The following is a 19,957-nucleotide window of genomic DNA, read 5'->3' as shown; positions in this document are numbered from 1 at the left end:
AGCGACTGACAGCATCGGAGGAAAAATGACACACGCGTACAGCCCGCAGGAATGGCAACTCAGGCAGGAATTAGCGGCTTGCTATCGCCTGATCGCTCATTACAGGATGACCGATCTGATTTACACCCACCTGTCCCTGCGCATACCGGGGCCGGAGCATCATTTCCTGATCAACCCGTACGGGCTGATGTTCGAGGAAATCACGGCGTCGAATCTGGTGAAGATCGACCTCGACGGCAACAAAGTCGAGGCTTCTCATTACCCGGTCAACCCGGCGGGCTTCGTTATTCACAGCGCGATTCACCGCGCCCGTGAGGATGCCCAATGCGTGCTGCACACGCACACCAAAGCCGGTTGCGCGGTGGCGGCGCAGGAAGCGGGTTTGCTGCCGGTGAACCAGATCTCGATGGAGTTTTATGGTCGCGTCGGTTATCACGACTACGAAGGCATTGCGCTGGACTTTAGTGAGCAGCAGCGTCTGGTTACCGACCTGGGTGATAACTCGGTGATGATCCTGCGCAACCATGGTTTGTTGACGGTCGGTAACACGGTCAAGCAAGCGTTTTTGCGGATGTATTACCTGGAGAAGGCCTGCGAGATTCAGATCGCGGCACAGGCGGGCGGCACGCTGCGATTGCCGCCCGAGGACGTGCGTGTGCGTACTGAGCGGCAGTTCAACGCCCCGGGCCAAGGGGTGGCGGAAGGCGAGCTGAGCGACACGGATTCCATTGATTTCGCCTGGGCCGCATTGCTGAGAATGCTGGACCGCGTTGCGCCGGATTACAAAAACTAACGACTGCAGACACGCCCTCTGTGGGAGCGAATTTATTCGCGATAGGCCGGTACAGACGATGCAGATTCGTCGCACATGCCGGGCCGCTATAGGCGCAGCAGCCTGCCATCCATCCTCGGCAACGGGTAACATCACCCGCTTGCCGATGGAGATCCGCCCCTTGTCCGATTTACGCCCACCTGCCCTTGATGATGTCGACCGCCAACTGATCGCCGCGCTGCAGATCAACGCACGCGAGCCGGTCGCCAACCTGGCCCGCCAGTTGGGCATCGCGCGCACGACCGTCACGTCACGTCTCGCGCGTCTGGAAAAGGCAAAGATTATCACCGGTTACGGCGTGCGCCTCAGTCAGCGGGTGGTGGACGGCGGCTTGCAGGCGTATGTCGGCATTACTGTTCAACCACGTTCGGGCAAAGAGGTGCTGCGTCGCTTGAGTGCGCTGGCTCAAGTGCAGCAATTGTGCGCGGTGAGTGGCGAATTCGATTACGTGGCCTGGCTGCGCACCGACTCCCCCGAACAACTGGACCAGTTGCTCGACCTGATCGGCAGTGTCGATGGCGTGGAGAAAACCACGACGTCGATCATCCTCAGCAGCAAGATTGATCGCGGGCAGCCGGTCTGATTCGTCATTAGGACCAACCCCTTCGTCACATCGCACAAATTCTCTACAAAACGACGACACTCTGCGTCTTATGAACGTCTCAACTGTTATCTAGACTTTCCTCTTTCGCGCCACAGCCGATCAAGGTCAGCCATGAAGAACAATCGCCACCCCGCCGACGGCAAAAAACCGATCACGATTTTTGGTCCGGATTTCCCCTTTGCCTTCGACGACTGGATCGAGCATCCAGCCGGACTGGGCAGCATTCCGAGCGACAATCTGGGCAAGGAAGTGGCAATTGTCGGCGCTGGCATTGCCGGGCTGGTTGCGGCTTATGAGCTGATGAAGCTCGGCCTCAAACCGGTTGTTTATGAAGCCTCGAAAATGGGCGGTCGTTTGCGCTCGCAGCAGTTCGAAGGCGCAGAGGGCATCATCGCCGAGCTGGGCGGCATGCGTTTTCCGGTGTCTTCCACGGCGTTCTATCACTACGTCGACAAGCTCGGCCTTGAATCCAGGCCCTTCCCTAACCCGCTGACTGCCGCGTCGGGCAGCACGGTCATCGACCTGGAAGGCACCACTCATTACGCCCAGAAGCTGTCGGACTTGCCTGCGCTGTTTCAGGAAGTGGCTGACGCCTGGGCCGACGCACTGGAAGATGGCGCGCAGTTCGCCGACATTCAGCAAGCCATCCGTGATCGTGACGTGCCTCGGCTTAAAGAGCTGTGGGACAAGCTCGTGCCGCTGTGGGATGACCGCACGTTCTACGATTTCGTGGCCACCTCCAAGGCATTTGCCAAGCTGTCGTTCTACCACCGCGAAGTGTTCGGCCAAGTGGGTTTCGGCACCGGCGGCTGGGACTCCGATTTCCCGAACTCCATGTTGGAAATCTTTCGCGTGGTCATGACCAACTGCGACGATCACCAGCACCTGATCGTCGGCGGCGTCGAGCAAGTGCCGCTTGGCATCTGGCGTCATGCCCCGGAGCGATGCGCCCACTGGCCCGAAGGCACCAGCCTTTCGACCCTGCACCACGGCGCGCCACGCACTGGCGTCAAACGCATCGCCCGCGCCGCGGACGGCAAGTTCGCAGTCACCGATAACTGGGGCGACACCCGCCATTACGACGCGGTGCTGGCGACCTGCCAAAGTTGGCTGCTGACCACCCAGATCGAATGCGAAGAAACGCTGTTCTCGCAAAAGATGTGGATGGCGCTGGACCGCACGCGCTACATGCAGTCGTCCAAAACCTTTGTCATGGTTGATCGTCCGTTCTGGAAGGACAAAGACCCGGAAACCGGTCGCGACCTGATGAGCATGACCCTCACCGACCGCCTGACCCGTGGCACTTATCTGTTCGACAACGGCACCTACTCCAACGGCACCGAAAAACCGGGGGTGATTTGTCTGTCGTACTCGTGGATGAGCGACGCGCTGAAAATGCTGCCGCACCCTGTGGAAAAACGCGTGAGCCTGGCCCTCGGCGCGTTGAAAAAGATCTACCCGAAGGTGGATATTGCCGCGCGCATCATCGGAGATCCGATCACCGTATCGTGGGAAGCTGACCCGCACTTCCTCGGCGCCTTCAAGGGTGCGCTGCCGGGTCACTACCGCTACAACCAGCGGATGTACGCGCATTTCATTCAGAAGGACATGCCTGACGAACAGCGCGGCATTTTCATCGCCGGCGATGACGTGTCATGGACCCCGGCCTGGGTTGAGGGCGCAGTACAGACCTCGCTGAACGCCGTGTGGGGCATCATGACCCACTTCGGCGGCAAGACTCACGCCGAGAATCCTGGCCCCGGCGATGTGTTCCACGAAATCGGCCCGATCGTGTTGCCGGAATAAGGAGGCCGCCATGCGCGTTGCTTTGTATCAATGCCCGCCGCTGCCGCTGGACATCAGCGGCAATCTGCAACGTCTCAACACTCAAGCGATTGAAGCGGCCGCCCAAGGTGCTGCGTTGTTGGTGTGCCCGGAGATGTTTCTCAGTGGTTACAACATCGGCGCTCAGGCAGCGCGCGCGCTCGCGCAACGCAGCGATGGCCCGGCAGCGCAGGCCATTGCGGCCATCGCTCTGGCAACCGGCGTGGCGATTTTGTATGGCTATCCCGAGCTGGGTGCCGAGGATCAGGTATACAACGCTGTGCAGTTGATCGACGCTAAAGGTGCACGTCTCTGCAATTACCGTAAGACGCATCTCTATGGCGAGCTGGATAAGTCGATGTTCAGCGCAGGGGATGAGCACTTCCCGGTGGTGGAATTCAACGGATGGAAGCTGGGATTCCTCATCTGCTATGACGTGGAGTTTCCCGAGAACACTCGGCGCCTCGCGCTATCGGGGGCTGATCTGATTTTGGTGCCGACCGCCAACATGGCGCCTTACGACTTCGTCTGCGAAGTGACGGTGCGAGCCAGGGCATTCGAAAACCAGTGCTATCTGGTGTACGCGAATTACTGCGGCAGCGAGGACGAGATTCAGTACTGCGGACTGAGCAGCATCTGCGCGCCGGACGGCAAACAGGTCGGACTGGCGGGTCTGGACGAGGCGTTGGTGATTGCGGACCTGGATCGGCAGGTGATGAGCGAGTCCCAGGCGATCAATACCTACTTCAAGGATCGGCGGCCAGGGTTTTATTCGGGATTGGCGAGAGACTGATCCCCCGTTTCGCCTGACACGATTCGCATCCTACAGATGCTCCTGCGCCACGAAACTTGAGCCAGACCCGGACTCAACTGTGGGAGCGAATTCATTCGCGAATATGGATCAGACGGGGGAGATGTATCGGCCACACCGGCCAATCGCGAATAAATGCGCTCCCACAGTTCAGGAGCGTGCCGTCAACAAATGCGCGCCGTTCAGGCTATAGCCTTCCCAATCCGCTAGCATGACGAATCACTCTCCTACGCTATCGCGGAAATCTTCATGCAGGTGCCCGACCCAACCACCCATCGTTCCCTGACCTTGCCCAACGGCTTGCGCGTGGTGCTGTGTTCCGCGCCGCGTCTGAAACGTTGTGCAGCGGCATTGCGGGTGGGGGCGGGCAGTCATGATGTGCCGGCGCAATGGCCGGGGCTGGCGCACTTCCTTGAGCACCTTTTCTTCCTCGGCACCGAGCGGTTTCCCGCAGACCAGAATCTGATGGCCTACGTTCAGCGCCACGGTGGACAGGTCAACGCCAGCACCCGCGAGCGCACCACTGACTTTTTCTTTGAGCTTGGGCCCGCCGCCTTCGCAGGTGGGCTGGAACGGCTGTGCGACATGCTCGCTCATCCGCGCATGAACCTGGCCGATCAGATGCGCGAGCGTGAAGTGTTGCACGCAGAGTTCATCGCATGGTCGCGAGACGAGGCGTCCCGCGATCAACTGAAACGGCTTCAACCTCTGTCGCCTCTGCACCCGTTGCGTGGGTTTCACGCGGGCAATCGTTTCAGCCTGCCCGTCCCGCGTCCGATCTTTCAGCGGGCGTTGCAGGATTTCTACCGCAGGTTTTATCAGGCAGGCCAGATGACATTGAGCCTTGCCGGGCCGCAGACGGTGGACGAGTTGCAGGCGATGGTCATGGCGTTTGGCGGCTCTTTCATTGCTGGCCGTAGGATCGAACAGCAGAAACCGCCTGCACTGATGCACGAACAACCCCGTGAGTCCCAGAGCGAAGATGACCCGCGTCGGATGCATCTGATGTTTGCGTGCGAAAGCCTGCCGCAAGGGCACGAACAGGCGACGGCCTTTTTGTGCACGTGGATAAACACTGCGCAGCCAGGTGGGCTGATGGCGGTGCTGCGGGAACGGGGGCTGATCGAGTCACTGAAGGCTCAGGCCGTGTATGAGTTCGCGGGGCAGGTTTTACTCGAGATCGAGATTGCTCTAACAAACCCCATCGCGAGCAAGCTCACTCCTACAGACCGTACGCAGTCCCCTGTGGGAGTGAGCTTGCTCGCGAAAACGTCGGTGCGTGCCACGCAAATCCAAGACCTGGTCTTCAATTGGCTGGCATTCTTCAAAGCGAATTACCACGCACTGCTCGACGAATTCGAGTACCTGCAACAGCGCCACCTCGACGTCAGCAACGCACTCGCACTTGCACGGCATTACAGCGCCGATCACGCTCCATCGGGCCTGCAAGCCGAGACCATTGACGCGCTGCTCTATCAACTCACGCCAAGTACCCTGTTGCATCCGATCACGCCCACCGCTATCACTGACGTCCTCTGGCACCTGCCCAGCCCGAACCCGTTCCTGCGACCTCAAGAGGCGTCTCAAACCGCTGCGCTTTTGCCACCCACGCTGGCCATCAGCGATGCCCTCCCGGCAACCGGCGAGGCCACGATTTACCTGCGTTGGACGCTTCCGTCACCGCAGCCCAAGCTGCAACGCGTGCTCGCGGACAGCCTCAAGCCTCTCATTGCCGACGCACAACAGGCGGGCGTCACACTGGCTTTTGACGCGTACGGCGCTTACTGGCAACTCAAAGTGAGCGGTTTTGCCGATCCGATCCCGGCCGTGCTGGAGCAAGCGCTGACACACCTTGGCGAACCGCCTGACGAAACCCTCGCCCGTTTCGGGGTGTTAGCCCATGAGCCAACGCCCATCCCGATTCGCCAGTTGCTCAAGACCTTGCCTGATCATTTCTTGAACAGCCCAAGCGCCAGCGAATCAAGTGACCTGCAAGGCGTCTGGTCCCTGGCACGCTGGAAAGGGCTGGCCCTGGGATTTCAGCCAAGTGACCAAGCTGCGTTGGCTCACGCTCTGACGCGCATCCGAGGCACTCCGGAAAACCTGCCAACGCTTGGTGCCGCGCAGATGCCCGATCAACGCTGGCAAATCGAGCCGTCGGAATCGTCCGAAGATGCTGTGCTGATGTTCTATCCGACGCCCACGAACAGTATCGAAGACGAGGCGAGCTGGCGACTTCTCTCTCATCTGGTGCAGGGGCCGTTCTACCAGCGTCTGCGTGTCGAGTTGCAATTGGGCTACGCGGTATTCAGCGGTTTCCGACAGATTGCCGGGCGAGGCGGGATGCTGTTCGGCGTGCAATCCCCCAGCGCCAACGTGGGTGAGTTGGTCGAGCACATCGAAGCATTCATGAAAGACGTGCCCGCGCGGATCGAACACGCTGACCTGCCAGCACAACTGACTGCCCTTCAAGCTCAACTCGATCCAACCGGCATGGACCCTCAACAATCAGCCGAGATGCTGTGGCAGGCTCATATGGCCGGACATGGCACCGACTATGCCGCTCGTCTGCAACATTCATTTGCACGTCTTCATCGAGAGGACCTGATAGACATCGCAAACCGGATAGCGCTGTCTCAAACCCCGGTATTCAAGCTGTCAAATCGCGCCAACCCGTGCGGATAGCGACTCTCCGCCGTACGATCATTGCCTGAAATGCAAAAAGCTTTATCCAAACTTTCATCATCGGAGAGCTGATATTTTTAGTAACATAGCTGCCTAAGCATTTGAACGTCTCCTCTTGCAGGTGTACTAAAGATGTACCCACCCACCGCTGCACTCACCCGGAAGGAGTTCCTTATGTCGTGGACTAAACCTGCTTACACCGACCTGCGTATCGGCTTTGAAGTCACCATGTACTTCGCAAGCCGTTGATTGTTGCGCGATGAAAAGCCTCGGTTCGCCGGGGCTTTTTTGTTACAGGATTCAAGATTTTCAGACGCTGCGTTCGCGCACGTCTCGGGCCAAGCGGCCTCATTTGGTAGGGAGCACACATGCACATCCAGATTCTCGGCTCGGCGGCGGGCGGCGGTTTTCCTCAGTGGAACTGCAACTGCGCCAATTGCGCAGGCTTTCGCGACGGCAGCTTGCGAGCACAGGCTCGCACCCAGTCGTCCATCGCTTTGTCAGATGACGGCGTGAACTGGGTCTTGTGCAATGCGTCTCCGGACATCCGCGCACAGCTGCAAGGCTTCGCGCCGATGCAACCTAATCGCGGCCTGCGCGACACCGGCATCAGCGCGATCATCCTGATGGACAGCCAGATCGATCACACCACGGGCTTGCTGAGCCTGCGCGAAGGCTGCCCGCATCAGGTCTGGTGCACAGACATGGTTCATGAAGACCTGAGCACGGGCTTTCCGCTGTTCAATATGCTCAAACACTGGAACGGTGGACTGGTCTGGAACCGCATCGAATTGGAAGGCAGCTTTGTGATTCCAGCCTGCCCGAACCTGCGCTTTACGCCGTTTCCTCTACGCAGCGCAGCTCCGCCCTACTCGCCTCACCGATTCGACCCACACCCGGGCGACAACATCGGGCTGATGGTCGAGGACACGCGAACCGGCGGCAAACTGTTCTACGCACCGGGCTTGGGCAAAGTGGACGACGCCCTCATGGAGAAAATGAGCGGCGCCGACTGTCTGTTGGTAGACGGCACGATGTGGGACGACGACGAGATGAAGCGTCGCGGCGTGGGCACGCGCACCGGCACAGAGATGGGCCACTTGGCGCAGAACGGCCCCGGCGGCATGCTGGAAGTGCTGGAAAAACTGCCACGGCAGCGCAAGGTGCTTATTCACATCAACAACACCAACCCGATCCTCGACGAAGACTCCCCCGAGCGCGCCGAACTGGCCCGCCGCGAGGTTGAAGTCGCGTTCGATGGCATGAGCATCGAGTTGTAGGAAAACGCAGCTCAACCTGTGGGATCTGCCACTATTCTTGAGGATGACTGACGACATGAGTGAGCAAACGCCACTGTCCCCCGCCGCATTCGAACAGGCCCTTCGCGCCAAGGGCGCGTATTACCACATCTATCACCCGTTCCACGTCGCGATGTACGAAGGCCGCGCCTCCCGTGAGCAGATTCAGGGCTGGGTCGCCAACCGCTTCTATTACCAGGTGAACATCCCCCTGAAAGACGCCGCGATTCTGGCCAACTGCCCGGACCGCGAGATTCGTCGCGAATGGATTCAGCGCCTTCTCGATCACGACGGCGCCCCCGGCGAAGACGGCGGCATCGAGGCCTGGCTGCGCTTGGGTCAAGCCGTGGGGTTGGACCCTGACCAACTGCGTTCGCAAGAATTGGTGCTCCCGGGCGTACGATTCGCCGTCGACGCCTATGTGAATTTCGCCCGCCGCGCCAACTGGCAGGAAGCCGCCAGCAGCTCGCTAACCGAATTGTTCGCGCCGCAGATTCACCAATCGCGCCTCGACAGTTGGCCGCAGCATTACCCCTGGATCGATCCCGCAGGCTATGAATATTTCCGCACCCGTCTGGGACAGGCCCGTCGCGACGTCGAGCATGGTCTGGCAATCACGCTTCAGCACTACACGACCTGGGAAGGCCAGCAGCGCATGCTGGAAATCCTGCAGTTCAAACTCGACATTTTGTGGAGCATGCTCGACGCCATGACCATGGCCTACGAGCTGAACCGCCCGCCCTACCACAGCGTCACCGACCAACGCGTCTGGCATAGAGGAATCGCGCTATGAGCTTCAATCGTGAACAGGTGCCAAGCTGGCGTCGGGGTTATCGCTTCCAGTTCGAGCCTGCGCAGAACGGCCACGTGCTGCTGTACCCGGAAGGGATGATCAAGTTGAACGAGAGCGCCAGCGAGATCGGCGGTTTGATCGACGGTCAGCGTAGCGTCGGTGCAATCATTGCGTTGCTCGACGAAAAATTCCCTGGTGTTCCTGAGCTTGGCACTGACGTCGAGCAATTCATGGAGGTCGCCCGTGCCGAACACTGGATCGAACTTGGCTGAGCCCACGGCAGCTGAATCCAAGGTGCACATTCCGCCTACGCCTCCGGTCGGGCTGCCGCTGTGGCTGCTCGCCGAGCTGACTTACCGTTGCCCGCTGCAATGCCCGTATTGCTCCAACCCGCTGGATTTTGCCAAGCAGGGGCAGGAACTGACGACTGAGCAGTGGTTCAAGGTGATGGCCGAAGCGCGGCAGATGGGCGCGGCGCAGATCGGGTTTTCCGGTGGCGAGCCGTTGGTGCGCCAAGACCTCGCTGAGCTGATCGCCGAGGCCCGTCGACTGGGTTTCTACACCAACCTGATTACCTCTGGCATCGGCCTGACCGAACAGAAAATCATCGACTTCAAAGAGGCCGGTCTGGATCACATTCAGATCAGTTTCCAGGCCAGTGACGAGCAAGTGAACAACATGCTCGCGGGGTCGAAAAAAGCCTTCGCGCAGAAGCTGGAGATGGCCCGTGCGGTGAAAAAGCACGGTTATCCGATGGTGCTGAATTTCGTCACCCACCGGCACAACATCGACAAAATCGACAAGATCATCGAGCTGTGTGTGGCACTGGAAGCGGACTTCGTCGAGTTGGCCACCTGCCAGTTCTACGGCTGGGCACAACTAAACCGCGTGGGCCTGCTGCCGACCAAGGATCAACTGGTGCGTGCCGAACGCATCACCAACGAATACCGCGTGCAACTCGCCGCCGAGCATCATCCGGTCAAGCTGATCTTCGTGACCCCGGATTACTACGAAGAACGTCCGAAAGCCTGCATGAATGGCTGGGGGAATCTGTTCCTGACCGTCACGCCAGACGGCACCGCCCTGCCCTGCCACGGCGCGCGGCAGATGCCGATCCAGTTTCCCAACGTGCGCGATCACACGATGCAGCACATTTGGTACGAGTCCTTCGGCTTTAATCGCTTTCGCGGGTACGAATGGATGCCCGAGCCGTGTAGGTCGTGTGATGAGAAAGAGAAGGACTTTGGCGGATGTCGCTGTCAGGCCTTCATGCTCACGGGTGACGCCAGCAACGCCGACCCGGTATGCAGCAAATCGCCGCAACACAGCCTGATCACCCAAGCGCGCGATGAAGCCGAGTATGCTAGCCAGACCATTGAGCAACTGGCTTTCCGCAATGAACGAAACTCACGCCTCATCGCAAAATCCTGACCTGTTCTCTGCCGCCCAGGCTGTGGCGGCAGGCATCGATTTCGCCGAACTGAGCGTCAGTCCCGCCGGCCTTTTCTGGAATGAATTTCGCCCGCAGGACGCGGCTTCGCGCATCTGGCGCTGGAGCGAAGGCGCCACCACCTGTCTGACCCCGGACGGCTTCAGCGTTCGCAGTCGGGTCTACGAATATGGCGGCGGATCGTTCTGCCTCACCGACGACGCAGTGGCGTTCGTCAACGAGGCAGATCAGCAGATCTACGTTCAACCTTTCGACTCCAGCACCCCTCTACCCCTGACCCAAGGTGACAAGCACTACGGCGATGTCCGATTCGCTCGTGGGCAAATTCTGGCGGTCGAGGAGGAAAAAGACGTTCACCGGTTGGTAGCGATTGACCTGATCGATGGCCGGCGCGAAGTCCTGGCCGAAGGTGCCGATTTCTACGCATCACCGACGCTGAGCCCGGATGGCACCCGGCTGGCGTGGATTGAATGGTGGCGCCCGCATCAGCCGTGGACATCGACCCGGCTCCTGAGCGTTGAGCGCCAAGCGGATGCCACATGGGGTCGGGCCCATTGTCTGGCGGGCGGATTGGGGCTTGAAGCCCTGCAACAACCGCGCTTCGATGCTCAAGGCCGCCTGTATTGCCTGACAGATCGCGCCGGGTTCTGGCAACCGTGGGTCGAGACTCTGGAAGGGTTTGAGCCTCTGCCAGCGGCGAAAGCCGACCATGCGCCTGCACCTTGGCAATTGGGAGGTTCAAGCTGGCTGCCGTTAAATGACGGCGCGTACCTCGCCACATGGTCGGAAGACGGCATGGGCGTGTTGGGCATCCGTTCGGCTGACAATACGGTGAGCCTATTCGGCAGCGACTACAGCCGTTTTCGCAGCTTGGCGATGGACGATCAGTACCTCTATTGCATCGCTGCGTCGGCCATCAGCCCTTCTGCGGTGCTGGCGATCAGTCGCGCCGACCAGCGCGTTCAGGTACTGGCGGGCGGAGTCGCGCCGCTTCCAATCGAGCGCATCAGCCGTCCGCAAACCTTGCGCTATCCGAGTGGTGGCGAGGAAGCACACGGCTACTTCTACCCGGCCATGAACGGCGAAACGAAGCCGCCGGTGGTGGTGTTCATCCACGGCGGGCCTACGTCAGCCTGCTACCCGGTGCTCGACCCGCGCATTCAATACTGGACGCAGCGCGGCTTCGCGGTCGCCGACCTTAACTACAGAGGTAGCACCGGCTATGGCCGCGCGTATCGGCAGGCGCTGTTTCTGGAATGGGGCGTAGTCGATGTGGAGGATGCTTGCGCGGTGGTCGAATACCTGGGCAATCAGGGGTTGATAGATCCGAATAACGCGTTCATTCGCGGAGGCAGCGCGGGCGGCTACACGACCCTCTGTGCACTGGCGTTCAAGAACGTGTTCCGCGCAGGCGCGAGTCTTTACGGCGTCAGCGATCCCCTCGCGCTCGCCGAGGCGACGCATAAGTTTGAAGCGGATTATCTGGACTGGCTGATCGGCGATCCGGACATCGACATGGTCCGTTACAAAGAACGGACGCCGTTGTTACATGCTGACCAGATTAAGGTGCCGGTGATCTTCTTCCAAGGCGAACTCGATGCCGTGGTTGTTCCCGCCCAGACACGCGACATGCTCAACGCCCTGTTGGAAAAAGGCATCCCCGCTGAAGGGCATTTCTACCCGGACGAGCGCCACGGCTTCCGCAAAGCCAGCAACCAAGCCCACGCGCTGGAAACCGAATGGGCGTTTTATCGGAAGGTGATGGAAGGGTGATGCGCTCGCTTTCAGGCGGGCGACGCTGACTTTTTGTGGGAGCCGGCGTGCTGGCGAAGGCGATCTGTCTGTGACGCCTAGGGCGACTGAGACACCGCTTTCGCTAGCAAGGCGGCTCCCACAGGTATTACGGCTTACACCGCAATACCTGTGCAGGGCTTACTTCCGGCTGGCGATGATGTAAACGGCGTGAATGATGCCGGGGAAGTAGCCCAGCAGCGTCAGCAAAATGTTGAGCCAGAAAGCGCCGGCAAAGCCGACTTGCAGGAACACGCCCAGGGGTGGCAGCAGGATGGCGATGATGATGCGAATGATGTCCATGGGTGATGCTCCAGATTAAGAAGATGGCCTGATAAGGCCACACAGCTAATCGACTCTGCGTTGAGTCAGGGGTTCCACGGCCCATATCATCGAGCCACTACCCGCTGCAAAAAAACGCCCCGCACCCAGTGCTTCTGGTGCAGGGCGAAGCGTACGGAACGCCAGACGGTAGTTTTAGGCTCAGGCCATCAGGCCGTCGAACGCGGTCGTCAGTGGGGGGGTTATGACGGGCGGGCGTCGCGCCGAAAGGCTCGACACCGGCTCTGGCACGAAGCCCGGCAATTGGTCGATCCGACCGGCGCAGGCCTGGCCACGAACCAGTAACGCTGGACTGCGCGGACACCGATTCGAGTGGTCGCCCAGCACGACGATGTCGGCGCGCACACCGTAGCTGTCTTCGCACAACACACCGCCGTACTGCCCAATCGGGCCACGCGCCTCGTTGAGAATCAGCAGAATATTCAGCGCACGACAGAGTTTTTCCACGCCTTGCAGGTAAGCGTGCGAAGCAGGCGTGACGACGGATGAACCCTGAATCGGCTCCAGGATGATCGCGACTGTTCGTGAGTCCACGGCCGCTTCCATCGCAGACAGGTCGTTGAACGGGACGCGACTTACGTCAGCGGTCATCGATTCGATCAGCCGATCAAACCGTCCGCCACTGGCGACCACGATGCCGCACTCGCCCCGTCGGTACAGCTCCCCCCAGCGACGCGCCAGCGTGAGGGCCGCCGCATAGGCGTCCTGCTCGGCGGAGAACAAACCTACCTCGTCGCTCTTCGTGCGTTGACGCAGGCGCTCCAGCGGTGACAGCAATGCCAGCGATTCAGCACCGTCGATACCCTCGGCACTGGCCTGGCGCTGACGGTTGAACAGGTTCATAGGCGCTGCCCCTGTTCAATGCCATGAATCCGGTTTTCCGCTTTGCCTATGCAAATGCTGCCTGTTACAACACTGCTCATCGCACCGTATGCCCCTGCAACCCTCATGAGTTGGGCGTAGACTATGCCGCGAGCGCTCTACCGACCATTTCGATTTTCCAGCCATTTCGATAAGCATGACTTATGGATTTCCGCCAACTGCGTTATTTCGTCGCGGTTTATGAAGAAGGCCATGTGGGGCGCGCTGCCGAGCGTCTGTCGTTGTCACAACCCGCGCTTTCACAGCAGATTCGCCTGCTCGAACACAGCCTTGATGTCAGCCTGTTCGAACGCAGCAGCAAACGCCTGCTTCCGACCCTTGCCGCACACACGCTCTATAACCACGCTGTCCCGCTACTCGATGGCATGCAACGCGCCCGGGATGCACTGCGCAACTTCAAAGGTCAGTCGCAACGCACTCTGGCGATTGGCGTGATGCAAACCGTGCACTCAAGCCTGGTGCCGCAGATGCTGGAGCACGTGCGCAAGGCACACCCGCATCTGGTAGTGCAGATCTATGAGTTGAGTGCGATGGAGATCGAGCGCCGCTTGCTCAACGGCTCGCTGGACATCGGTATCAGCTACCTGCCGCCCCGCCAACCGGGGTTGCACGGCATGCTGCTGTATGAAGATGAACTGAAGCTCGTCATCCCTTTCAATCATCCACTGCGGGAATTCAAGAAAGTCTCGATGACCCAAGCGGCTGAGCTGCCGATGTTGCTGCTGGGCGAAGAGTTTCAGGTGCGGCAGATCTGGCAGACGCAATTGAGCAATCTCGGACGTCGTCCGCATGTGCAGGCTGAGCTGAATAACATGGCGGGCATTCTCGACAGTCTCACGCACATGAAGTTGGCAACAGTGCTGCCGGGCCGGGCGCAGGATATTCAAGACAACGCGGAATTGCTCTGGAAGCCGCTAAGCGAACCACGAGTACCCCTGCAAATCGGGCTGGTGTATCGCGATGCGCAAAGACAGCAAGCCACGCTGGAGCTGCTGAAGTCAGTGCTGGAAGAAATGGAGAATCCGAAGCCTGTATTGCCGGATGGCGCTTGAGGCGGGGTCAGACATTTACAAAAGCCAGATAAAAGAAAACCCCGCCGAAGCGAGGTTTTCCAGACTGTTTCCCTTTTGACTTCCCTTTCTTCCCACCATCCTGGCAGGCATTCCCTACGTGTCCATGTTGTCTGTTTGCGCATCCTGCGCGACGTCCATGTGTGTAGATTAACTTTGGATCCCATAACGCGATAGAGCCAATTGTCAGCGCGTCGTGTAAGCCAAAGCTTACACGACGTCTACCCCATCAAAACTGCGCAGCGTCCAGCAAGAACAACGACTCGCTGCCCGCCCTAACCGATGCCGCCAGCGATTGAATACGCGGCAGCAGGCGCGCGAAATAGAAGCGCGCGGTGCCCATTTTGCTGGCGTAGAAATCTTCTTGAGCCTCTTTTCCCTGCGCCGCTCTGGCCGACATGGCCCACATGTACGCGTACGCCGTGTAGCCGAACACGTGCAGGTACTCGACGGAGGCAGCGCCGATTTCATTCGGGTTGCTGCGCGCGCGATCCAGAACCCAGTCAGTCAATTCATCAAGGGTTGTCAGCGCGGCGCTCAGGGGTTTGGTGAATTCGCTCAGCGACGCGTCAGACGCCGTAATGAATGCCCGAACTTCGTCGGAGAACAGCCGGTAATGCGCCCCGCCGGTGGCGACGATTTTGCGCCCCATCAGGTCAAGAGCCTGAATACCGTTGGTGCCTTCGTAAATCTGGGTGATACGCACGTCGCGGACCAGCTGTTCCTGCCCCCATTCACGAATGTAGCCGTGGCCGCCGAACACCTGCTGACCGAGGACCGTAGTGTCCAGCCCCATGTCAGTGAGGAACGCCTTGGCGACCGGCGTCAGCAACGCGACGAGCGCGTCGGCGCGATGGCGAACGTCGTCATCTTCGCTGTATTTGGCCGTGTCCAGCTGCATGGCGACGTAGGTGGAAAACGCACGACCACCTTCATTCAGGGCTTTCATGGTCAGCAGCATGCGACGGACATCAGGGTGAACAATGATCGGATCGGCGATAGTGTCTTTGGATTGAACCCCGGTCGGTGCGCGGCTCTGCAAGCGGTCGCGGGCGTACTCGATGGCGTTCTGATAAGAGCGCTCGCCAGACGACAGCCCTTGAATGCCCACGCCCAGTCGCTCGTAGTTCATCATCGTGAACATCGCAGCCAGGCCTTTGTTGGGCTCGCCCACCAGATAGCCTTCAGCCTGATCGAAGTTCATCACGCAGGTTGCGGACGCCTGAATGCCCATTTTGTGTTCGATGGAACCGCAGGAAACGCTGTTGCGTGCGCCTAGGCTGCCGTCGGCATTGACGAAGAATTTCGGCACCAGAAAAAGCGAGATGCCTTTCGGCCCCGCAGGCGCATCCGGCAGCTTGGCCAGAACCAGATGGATGATGTTCTCAGTCAGATCGTGTTCGCCACCGGTGATGAAGATCTTGGTGCCGCTGATCTTGTAGGAACCGTCCGCCTGCGGGTCGGCCTTGGTGCGAATGATCCCGAGGTCGGTCCCGGCATGGGCTTCGGTCAGGCACATGGAACCGGCCCAGATCCCGGCGTACATGTTCGGCAGGTACGTGGCTTTCAGGTCTTCACTGGCGTGGGTGTTGATCGACACGCAGGCGCCGGACGTCAGCATCGGGTACAGGCCGAACGCCAGGCTCGACGAGTTGACCATTTCTTCAACCTGAGCCGAGACAGCCTTGGGCATGCCCATACCGCCAAACTCGGGGTTGCCACCAACGCCAACCCAGCCACCTTCAGCGTAAGTTTTGTACGCCTGAACGAAACCTTTGGGTGTCGTCACGACGGTATCAGCCCAATGACAACCTTCTTCGTCAGCGGCACGGCTGAGCGGTGCGACGGATTTGCTGGTGACCTTGCCGGCCTCCTCAAGAATCGCTTCGACGGTTTCCGCATCCACTGCTTCGGACAACTCTGGCAGCGTGGCCCAGAGTCTGGAGACTTCGAACACTTCATTGAGGACGAAGCGCATATCACGTAACGGCGCTTTGTAGTCAGCCATGGCAAACCTCGCAAACAGCAACAGAGACCCGGGGAAAGAGACGCTGCAGACAGGGTGCAGCATCAATGTGTCAGTGAGGCCGAGTGTACAGGAACACCATTTGCGACACATAGGGTCAAGTAGTGACCATTTATCAAGTTAAAGTCACATAAAAATGAAGACACTAAAATAGCCCCTGCCTTGCAGCAGAAGCTTTTGATTACCCTTGGAAAGGAAGAAGTCTTAGCTCGCAGCGGCCATTCGCACGGCGCCGCGTTTGTTCGTCTGACCGTGCGCAATCACGCAGTTGCGGCCCGCGCCTTTGGCCGCGTAAAGCGCCTGGTCAGCCGCCTTGAGGACTTCTTCGGGATTGCGGTGTTCAGGCAGCCGTTCGGCGACGCCCATACTGACCGTCACCGAGACCGTGGACGCCTGCGAGCCTGCACGGCGTTGGCGTCCTTGCAGATCGTCCTGAGGACGGTTGTCCTGATTACGTAAATGGATGGCGTAGTTGGCGATGGTCTCGCGGATCACTTCCAGGTGCGGCATGCACTCATCAATCGTCTTGCCCGCGAAGACAATGGCGAACTCTTCACCACCGTAGCGGTAGGCGCGACCGCCACCATTGGTGATCTTCGACAGCTTGCTCGCCACCAGGCGCAGCACTTGATCGCCCACATCGTGGCCGTGGGTGTCGTTGAATTTCTTGAAGTGGTCGACGTCACTCATCGCCAGCACGTAGTTGCGCCCCAGACGCTGCATCCTTTCATTGAGCGCTCGCCGGCCCGGCAATCCGGTCAACTCATCACGAAACGCCATTTGATAGGCCTCGTGTGCCACACCTGCAGCAATCATCAGCATGACCTGGCTGCACATGATGTTCAGCGTAAACGGCAGGATGAAGGTTTTCGGCAATGCCCAGAACAACCCGAGCAGGCCTACCAATTGCGCGGCATGCAGCGGCCGAGGTTTACGAATGTACTGAGTGATCAGCACGCCGAAGGCAATCAGGAATGTCACGTAGGAAAGCTGGATCAGGCTCATCCACTCCCCGTGCAGTGCAGGCCAGCGAATGTCGGCGAGCCAGGCGAGGAGGCTTTCCGGGAAACTCTGCTCCAGCCCCAGTGCCACGCTGCCGACCGCGACCAGGACGGCCAGACGTGCCACCAGATCCTGCAACAGATGCGTGCGTTCTTCCCAAGCGGCGAACAGCCCGAACATAACCGGCAGCAGAAGGCAGCAGAGGTGAAACACCACGGCGGCGTCCTCTCGGACTTTTCCATTGTCACGGTAGTAATCGGTCTGGGTGTCGAGCAGGAAATAGGCGATGTACACGGTGATCATCAGGAACAGTTCGCGCTGACGCTTGTAAACCCCGCAGTACGCACCGCCCAGCAACAGCACCAACGTGGGCAGTACGTTGAACAGTGAGGTGAAGAACACGTTCAAGTCCTTCACGTATGCAGCCGCGAGCCCGGCGATCAACAACGCCAGTGACGGTAGAAAATGGCTAAGGCGTGCAGCTGAAGGGCGCAGCAAGAGGACGGTCTCCTACCCGTATGGAGCAAGTGCAAATCAAATGGCATTGTGCCTGTATCGGCCACTTTACTCATTTGATGAGGAAAATGGTGAGAGAAATCACTGTTTTTTGTCGTCATTAATTTGTCATCTTGAAAATGACGCTCACAAAAAAGCCGCTTGTCCCGAAAGACAAGCGGCTTTGAGGTAAAGCTACCCGGCTGACTCAGTAAGCCAGGCCGAAATGCTCTTCGTTCATGTCCATCAGGTTATTCGCGCCCGACAGCATGGCCGCAACGTGTGTGCGGGTGCGCGGCAGGATGCGTTGGAAGTAGAAGCGCGCGGTCTGCAGCTTGGCGGTGTAGAAGGCTTCTTCGCCGGTGCCCGCAGCCAGTTTCTCAGCCGCCAGACGCGCCATGTCAGCCCAGAAGTACGCCAGGCAAACGTAACCGGAGAACATCAGGTAATCCACCGATGCAGCGCCGACTTCTTCGCGATCTTTCATGGCGGCCATGCCGACCTTCATGGTCAGGTCGCCCCATTCCTTGTTCAGTGCGGCCAGTGGCGTGACGAATTCGTTGACCGCTTCGTTGCCTTCTTGCGCCTGGCAGAATTTGTGGACGATCTTGGTGAAGCCCTTCAGCGCTTCGCCCTGGGTCATCAGTACTTTACGACCCAGCAGGTCGAGCGCTTGAACGCCCGTGGTGCCTTCGTACAGCATCGAAATGCGGCTGTCGCGAACGTTCTGCTCCATGCCCCACTCGGCGATGAAGCCGTGGCCGCCGTAGATCTGTACGCCGTGGTTGGCGGATTCGAAACCGACTTCGGTCATGAACGCTTTGGCGATCGGAGTCATGAAGGCCAGCAGGCCATCGGCTTGCTTCTTGGCTTCAGCGTCGTCGCTGTACTTGACGATGTCGACCTGCTTGGCGGTGAAATACACCATCGCGCGGGTGCCTTCGGCGAAGGCTTTCATGGTCAGCAGCATGCGACGTACGTCAGGGTGAACGATGATCGGGTCAGCGGCTTTGTCCGGCGCTTTTGGGCCAGTCAGGGAGCGCATTTGCAGACGTTCACGGGCGTATTTCAAACCGCCCTGGAAGCCGATTTCAGCGTGAGCCAGACCTTGCAGTGCGGTACCCAGACGTGCGGTGTTCATGAAAGTGAACATGCAGTTCAGGCCTTTGTTCGGCGGGCCGATGAGGAAGCCGGTGGCGCCGTCGAAGTTCATCACACAGGTGGCGTTGCCGTGGATGCCCATCTTGTGTTCAAGCGAACCGCAGTTCACCGCGTTGCGCTCGCCCACGCTGCCATCGGCAGCCGGCAGGAACTTCGGAACGATGAACAGCGAGATGCCTTTAGTGCCCGCAGGCGCATCAGGCAGGCGGGCCAACACAATGTGGACGATGTTATCGGCCATGTCGTGTTCGCCAGCGGAAATGAAGATTTTAGTGCCCGAGACTTTGTACGAACCGTCGGCCTGAGGTTCGGCCTTGGTGCGCAGCATGCCCAGGTCGGTGCCGCAGTGAGGTTCGGTCAGGCACATGGTGCCGGTCCACTCACCCGAAACCAGCTTGGTCAGGTAAGCCTCTTGCTGTTCAGGGGTGCCGTGCTCGGAGATGGTGTTCATCGCGCCATGGGACAGGCCTGGGTACATGCCCCACGACCAGTTGGCTTCGCCCACCATTTCACTGACGGCCAGACCCAGCGACTCAGGCAAGCCTTGGCCACCATGTGCAACATCGTGAGCAAGGCTTGGCCAGCCGCCCTCGACGAATTGTTTGTACGCTTCTTTGAAGCCAGTCGGAGTCTTAACGCCGGACTCGCTCCAGGTGCAACCTTCGGTGTCACCGACACGGTTCAACGGGGCCAATACCTGCTCACAAAACTTGGCGCCTTCCTCAAGAATGGCGTCGACCATGTCAGGCGTGGCGTCCTGGCAAGCTGGCAGACTTTGATAGTGCGCTTCGTAGCCGAGCAGCTCGTCACGAACGAAGCGAATATCACGCAAGGGGGCCTTGTAGTCAGGCATAGCGATAAACCTCTGCTGATGAATCCTGGAATTGGATG

At 59.3% G+C, this 19,957-nt stretch carries 17 protein-coding genes; 12 read left to right on the top strand and 5 right to left on the bottom strand.

Annotation, left to right across the window (positions count from 1 at the left end):
* Positions 1-25 precede the first annotated feature (25 nt).
* From ACWKWE_RS25455 to ACWKWE_RS25405, 11 genes are all read left to right on the top strand, one after another.
* Positions 26-793 carry a class II aldolase/adducin family protein gene (locus ACWKWE_RS25455; RefSeq protein WP_483852052.1) on the top strand — a complete coding sequence of 256 codons (768 nt, stop codon included), beginning with the start codon at positions 26-28 and terminating at the stop codon, positions 791-793.
* 160 nt (positions 794-953) lie between these two features.
* Positions 954-1,415, top strand: coding sequence for an Lrp/AsnC family transcriptional regulator (locus tag ACWKWE_RS25450; RefSeq protein ID WP_341961515.1), 462 nt, complete (start codon positions 954-956; stop codon positions 1,413-1,415).
* A gap of 132 nt (positions 1,416-1,547) precedes the next feature.
* A complete protein-coding gene (locus tag ACWKWE_RS25445; RefSeq protein ID WP_483852051.1) occupies positions 1,548-3,242 on the top strand; it encodes a flavin monoamine oxidase family protein in 1,695 nt (564 codons plus the stop codon).
* 10 nt (positions 3,243-3,252) lie between these two features.
* Positions 3,253-4,053: a carbon-nitrogen hydrolase family protein gene (locus ACWKWE_RS25440; protein WP_483852050.1), complete on the top strand. Its 801-nt coding sequence runs from the start codon at positions 3,253-3,255 to the stop codon at positions 4,051-4,053.
* 267 nt (positions 4,054-4,320) lie between these two features.
* A complete protein-coding gene (pqqF, locus tag ACWKWE_RS25435; RefSeq protein ID WP_483852049.1) occupies positions 4,321-6,756 on the top strand; it encodes a pyrroloquinoline quinone biosynthesis protein PqqF in 2,436 nt (811 codons plus the stop codon).
* 174 nt (positions 6,757-6,930) lie between these two features.
* Positions 6,931-7,005: a pyrroloquinoline quinone precursor peptide PqqA gene (gene pqqA, locus ACWKWE_RS25430; protein WP_003422658.1), complete on the top strand. Its 75-nt coding sequence runs from the start codon at positions 6,931-6,933 to the stop codon at positions 7,003-7,005.
* A gap of 119 nt (positions 7,006-7,124) precedes the next feature.
* Positions 7,125-8,036: a pyrroloquinoline quinone biosynthesis protein PqqB gene (gene pqqB / locus ACWKWE_RS25425; protein ID WP_166595630.1), complete on the top strand. Its 912-nt coding sequence runs from the start codon at positions 7,125-7,127 to the stop codon at positions 8,034-8,036.
* 55 nt (positions 8,037-8,091) lie between these two features.
* Entirely contained in the window at positions 8,092-8,847 is a 756-nt protein-coding gene (gene pqqC, locus ACWKWE_RS25420; RefSeq protein WP_483852048.1) for a pyrroloquinoline-quinone synthase PqqC, read from the top strand.
* Complete coding sequence (pqqD, locus tag ACWKWE_RS25415) at positions 8,844-9,119, top strand: pyrroloquinoline quinone biosynthesis peptide chaperone PqqD (protein ID WP_166595632.1); 276 nt, start codon at positions 8,844-8,846, stop codon at positions 9,117-9,119. The genes pqqC and pqqD overlap by 4 nt, the downstream gene beginning before the upstream one ends.
* Positions 9,091-10,278, top strand: a complete 1,188-nt coding sequence (pqqE, locus tag ACWKWE_RS25410) for a pyrroloquinoline quinone biosynthesis protein PqqE (protein WP_483852047.1) — start codon at positions 9,091-9,093, stop codon at positions 10,276-10,278. The genes pqqD and pqqE overlap by 29 nt, the downstream gene beginning before the upstream one ends.
* Complete coding sequence (locus ACWKWE_RS25405; RefSeq protein WP_483852046.1) at positions 10,244-12,070, top strand: S9 family peptidase; 1,827 nt, start codon at positions 10,244-10,246, stop codon at positions 12,068-12,070. The genes pqqE and ACWKWE_RS25405 overlap by 35 nt, the downstream gene beginning before the upstream one ends.
* Before the next feature lie 159 nt (positions 12,071-12,229).
* Here the strand turns inward: ACWKWE_RS25405 and ACWKWE_RS25400 are convergent, their stop codons facing one another.
* Both ACWKWE_RS25400 and ACWKWE_RS25395 read right to left on the bottom strand, forming a co-directional pair.
* Positions 12,230-12,391, bottom strand: coding sequence for a YqaE/Pmp3 family membrane protein (locus tag ACWKWE_RS25400; protein ID WP_081564967.1), 162 nt, complete (start codon positions 12,389-12,391; stop codon positions 12,230-12,232).
* 180 nt (positions 12,392-12,571) lie between these two features.
* Positions 12,572-13,273, bottom strand: coding sequence for an aminotransferase class III-fold pyridoxal phosphate-dependent enzyme (locus tag ACWKWE_RS25395; protein WP_483852045.1), 702 nt, complete (start codon positions 13,271-13,273; stop codon positions 12,572-12,574).
* Positions 13,274-13,455: 182 nt separating this feature from the next.
* Between ACWKWE_RS25395 and ACWKWE_RS25390 the strand changes: the two genes are divergently transcribed.
* Positions 13,456-14,364, top strand: coding sequence for a LysR family transcriptional regulator (locus ACWKWE_RS25390; RefSeq protein WP_483852044.1), 909 nt, complete (start codon positions 13,456-13,458; stop codon positions 14,362-14,364).
* Positions 14,365-14,611: 247 nt separating this feature from the next.
* Here ACWKWE_RS25390 and ACWKWE_RS25385 read toward each other — a convergent pair whose 3' ends face one another.
* The 3 genes from ACWKWE_RS25385 to ACWKWE_RS25375 all read right to left on the bottom strand — a co-directional run bounded on the left by ACWKWE_RS25385 (position 14,612) and on the right by ACWKWE_RS25375 (position 19,919).
* Entirely contained in the window at positions 14,612-16,390 is a 1,779-nt protein-coding gene (locus ACWKWE_RS25385; RefSeq protein ID WP_483852043.1) for an acyl-CoA dehydrogenase C-terminal domain-containing protein, read from the bottom strand.
* Positions 16,391-16,612: 222 nt separating this feature from the next.
* Positions 16,613-17,908 carry a GGDEF domain-containing protein gene (locus tag ACWKWE_RS25380; protein ID WP_166595638.1) on the bottom strand — a complete coding sequence of 432 codons (1,296 nt, stop codon included), beginning with the start codon at positions 17,906-17,908 and terminating at the stop codon, positions 16,613-16,615.
* Positions 17,909-18,113: 205 nt separating this feature from the next.
* Positions 18,114-19,919 (bottom strand): phenylacyl-CoA dehydrogenase, encoded by a 1,806-nt coding sequence (locus ACWKWE_RS25375; protein WP_166595639.1) that lies wholly within the window; start codon positions 19,917-19,919, stop codon positions 18,114-18,116.
* Between the last annotated feature and the right edge of the window lie 38 nt (positions 19,920-19,957).

It is taken from the genome of Pseudomonas salicis, from assembly GCF_057128705.1.
This window is presented reverse-complemented; position numbering and strand designations above follow the sequence as displayed.

What these genes read in the sequence shown, in the direction of transcription:
- ACWKWE_RS25455 (WP_483852052.1), top strand. Translation starts at nt 26, where the DNA reads ATGACACACGCGTACAGCCCGCAGGAATGGCAACTCAGGCAGGAATTA.
- ACWKWE_RS25445 (WP_483852051.1), top strand. Translation starts at nt 1,548, where the DNA reads ATGAAGAACAATCGCCACCCCGCCGACGGCAAAAAACCGATCACGATT.
- ACWKWE_RS25440 (WP_483852050.1), top strand. Translation starts at nt 3,253, where the DNA reads ATGCGCGTTGCTTTGTATCAATGCCCGCCGCTGCCGCTGGACATCAGC.
- pqqF (WP_483852049.1), top strand. Translation starts at nt 4,321, where the DNA reads ATGCAGGTGCCCGACCCAACCACCCATCGTTCCCTGACCTTGCCCAAC.
- pqqB (WP_166595630.1), top strand. Translation starts at nt 7,125, where the DNA reads ATGCACATCCAGATTCTCGGCTCGGCGGCGGGCGGCGGTTTTCCTCAG.
- pqqC (WP_483852048.1), top strand. Translation starts at nt 8,092, where the DNA reads ATGAGTGAGCAAACGCCACTGTCCCCCGCCGCATTCGAACAGGCCCTT.
- pqqD (WP_166595632.1), top strand. Translation starts at nt 8,844, where the DNA reads ATGAGCTTCAATCGTGAACAGGTGCCAAGCTGGCGTCGGGGTTATCGC.
- ACWKWE_RS25405 (WP_483852046.1), top strand. Translation starts at nt 10,244, where the DNA reads ATGAACGAAACTCACGCCTCATCGCAAAATCCTGACCTGTTCTCTGCC.
- ACWKWE_RS25400 (WP_081564967.1), bottom strand. Translation starts at nt 12,391, where the DNA reads ATGGACATCATTCGCATCATCATCGCCATCCTGCTGCCACCCCTGGGC.
- ACWKWE_RS25395 (WP_483852045.1), bottom strand. Translation starts at nt 13,273, where the DNA reads ATGAACCTGTTCAACCGTCAGCGCCAGGCCAGTGCCGAGGGTATCGAC.
- ACWKWE_RS25390 (WP_483852044.1), top strand. Translation starts at nt 13,456, where the DNA reads ATGGATTTCCGCCAACTGCGTTATTTCGTCGCGGTTTATGAAGAAGGC.
- ACWKWE_RS25385 (WP_483852043.1), bottom strand. Translation starts at nt 16,390, where the DNA reads ATGGCTGACTACAAAGCGCCGTTACGTGATATGCGCTTCGTCCTCAAT.
- ACWKWE_RS25375 (WP_166595639.1), bottom strand. Translation starts at nt 19,919, where the DNA reads ATGCCTGACTACAAGGCCCCCTTGCGTGATATTCGCTTCGTTCGTGAC.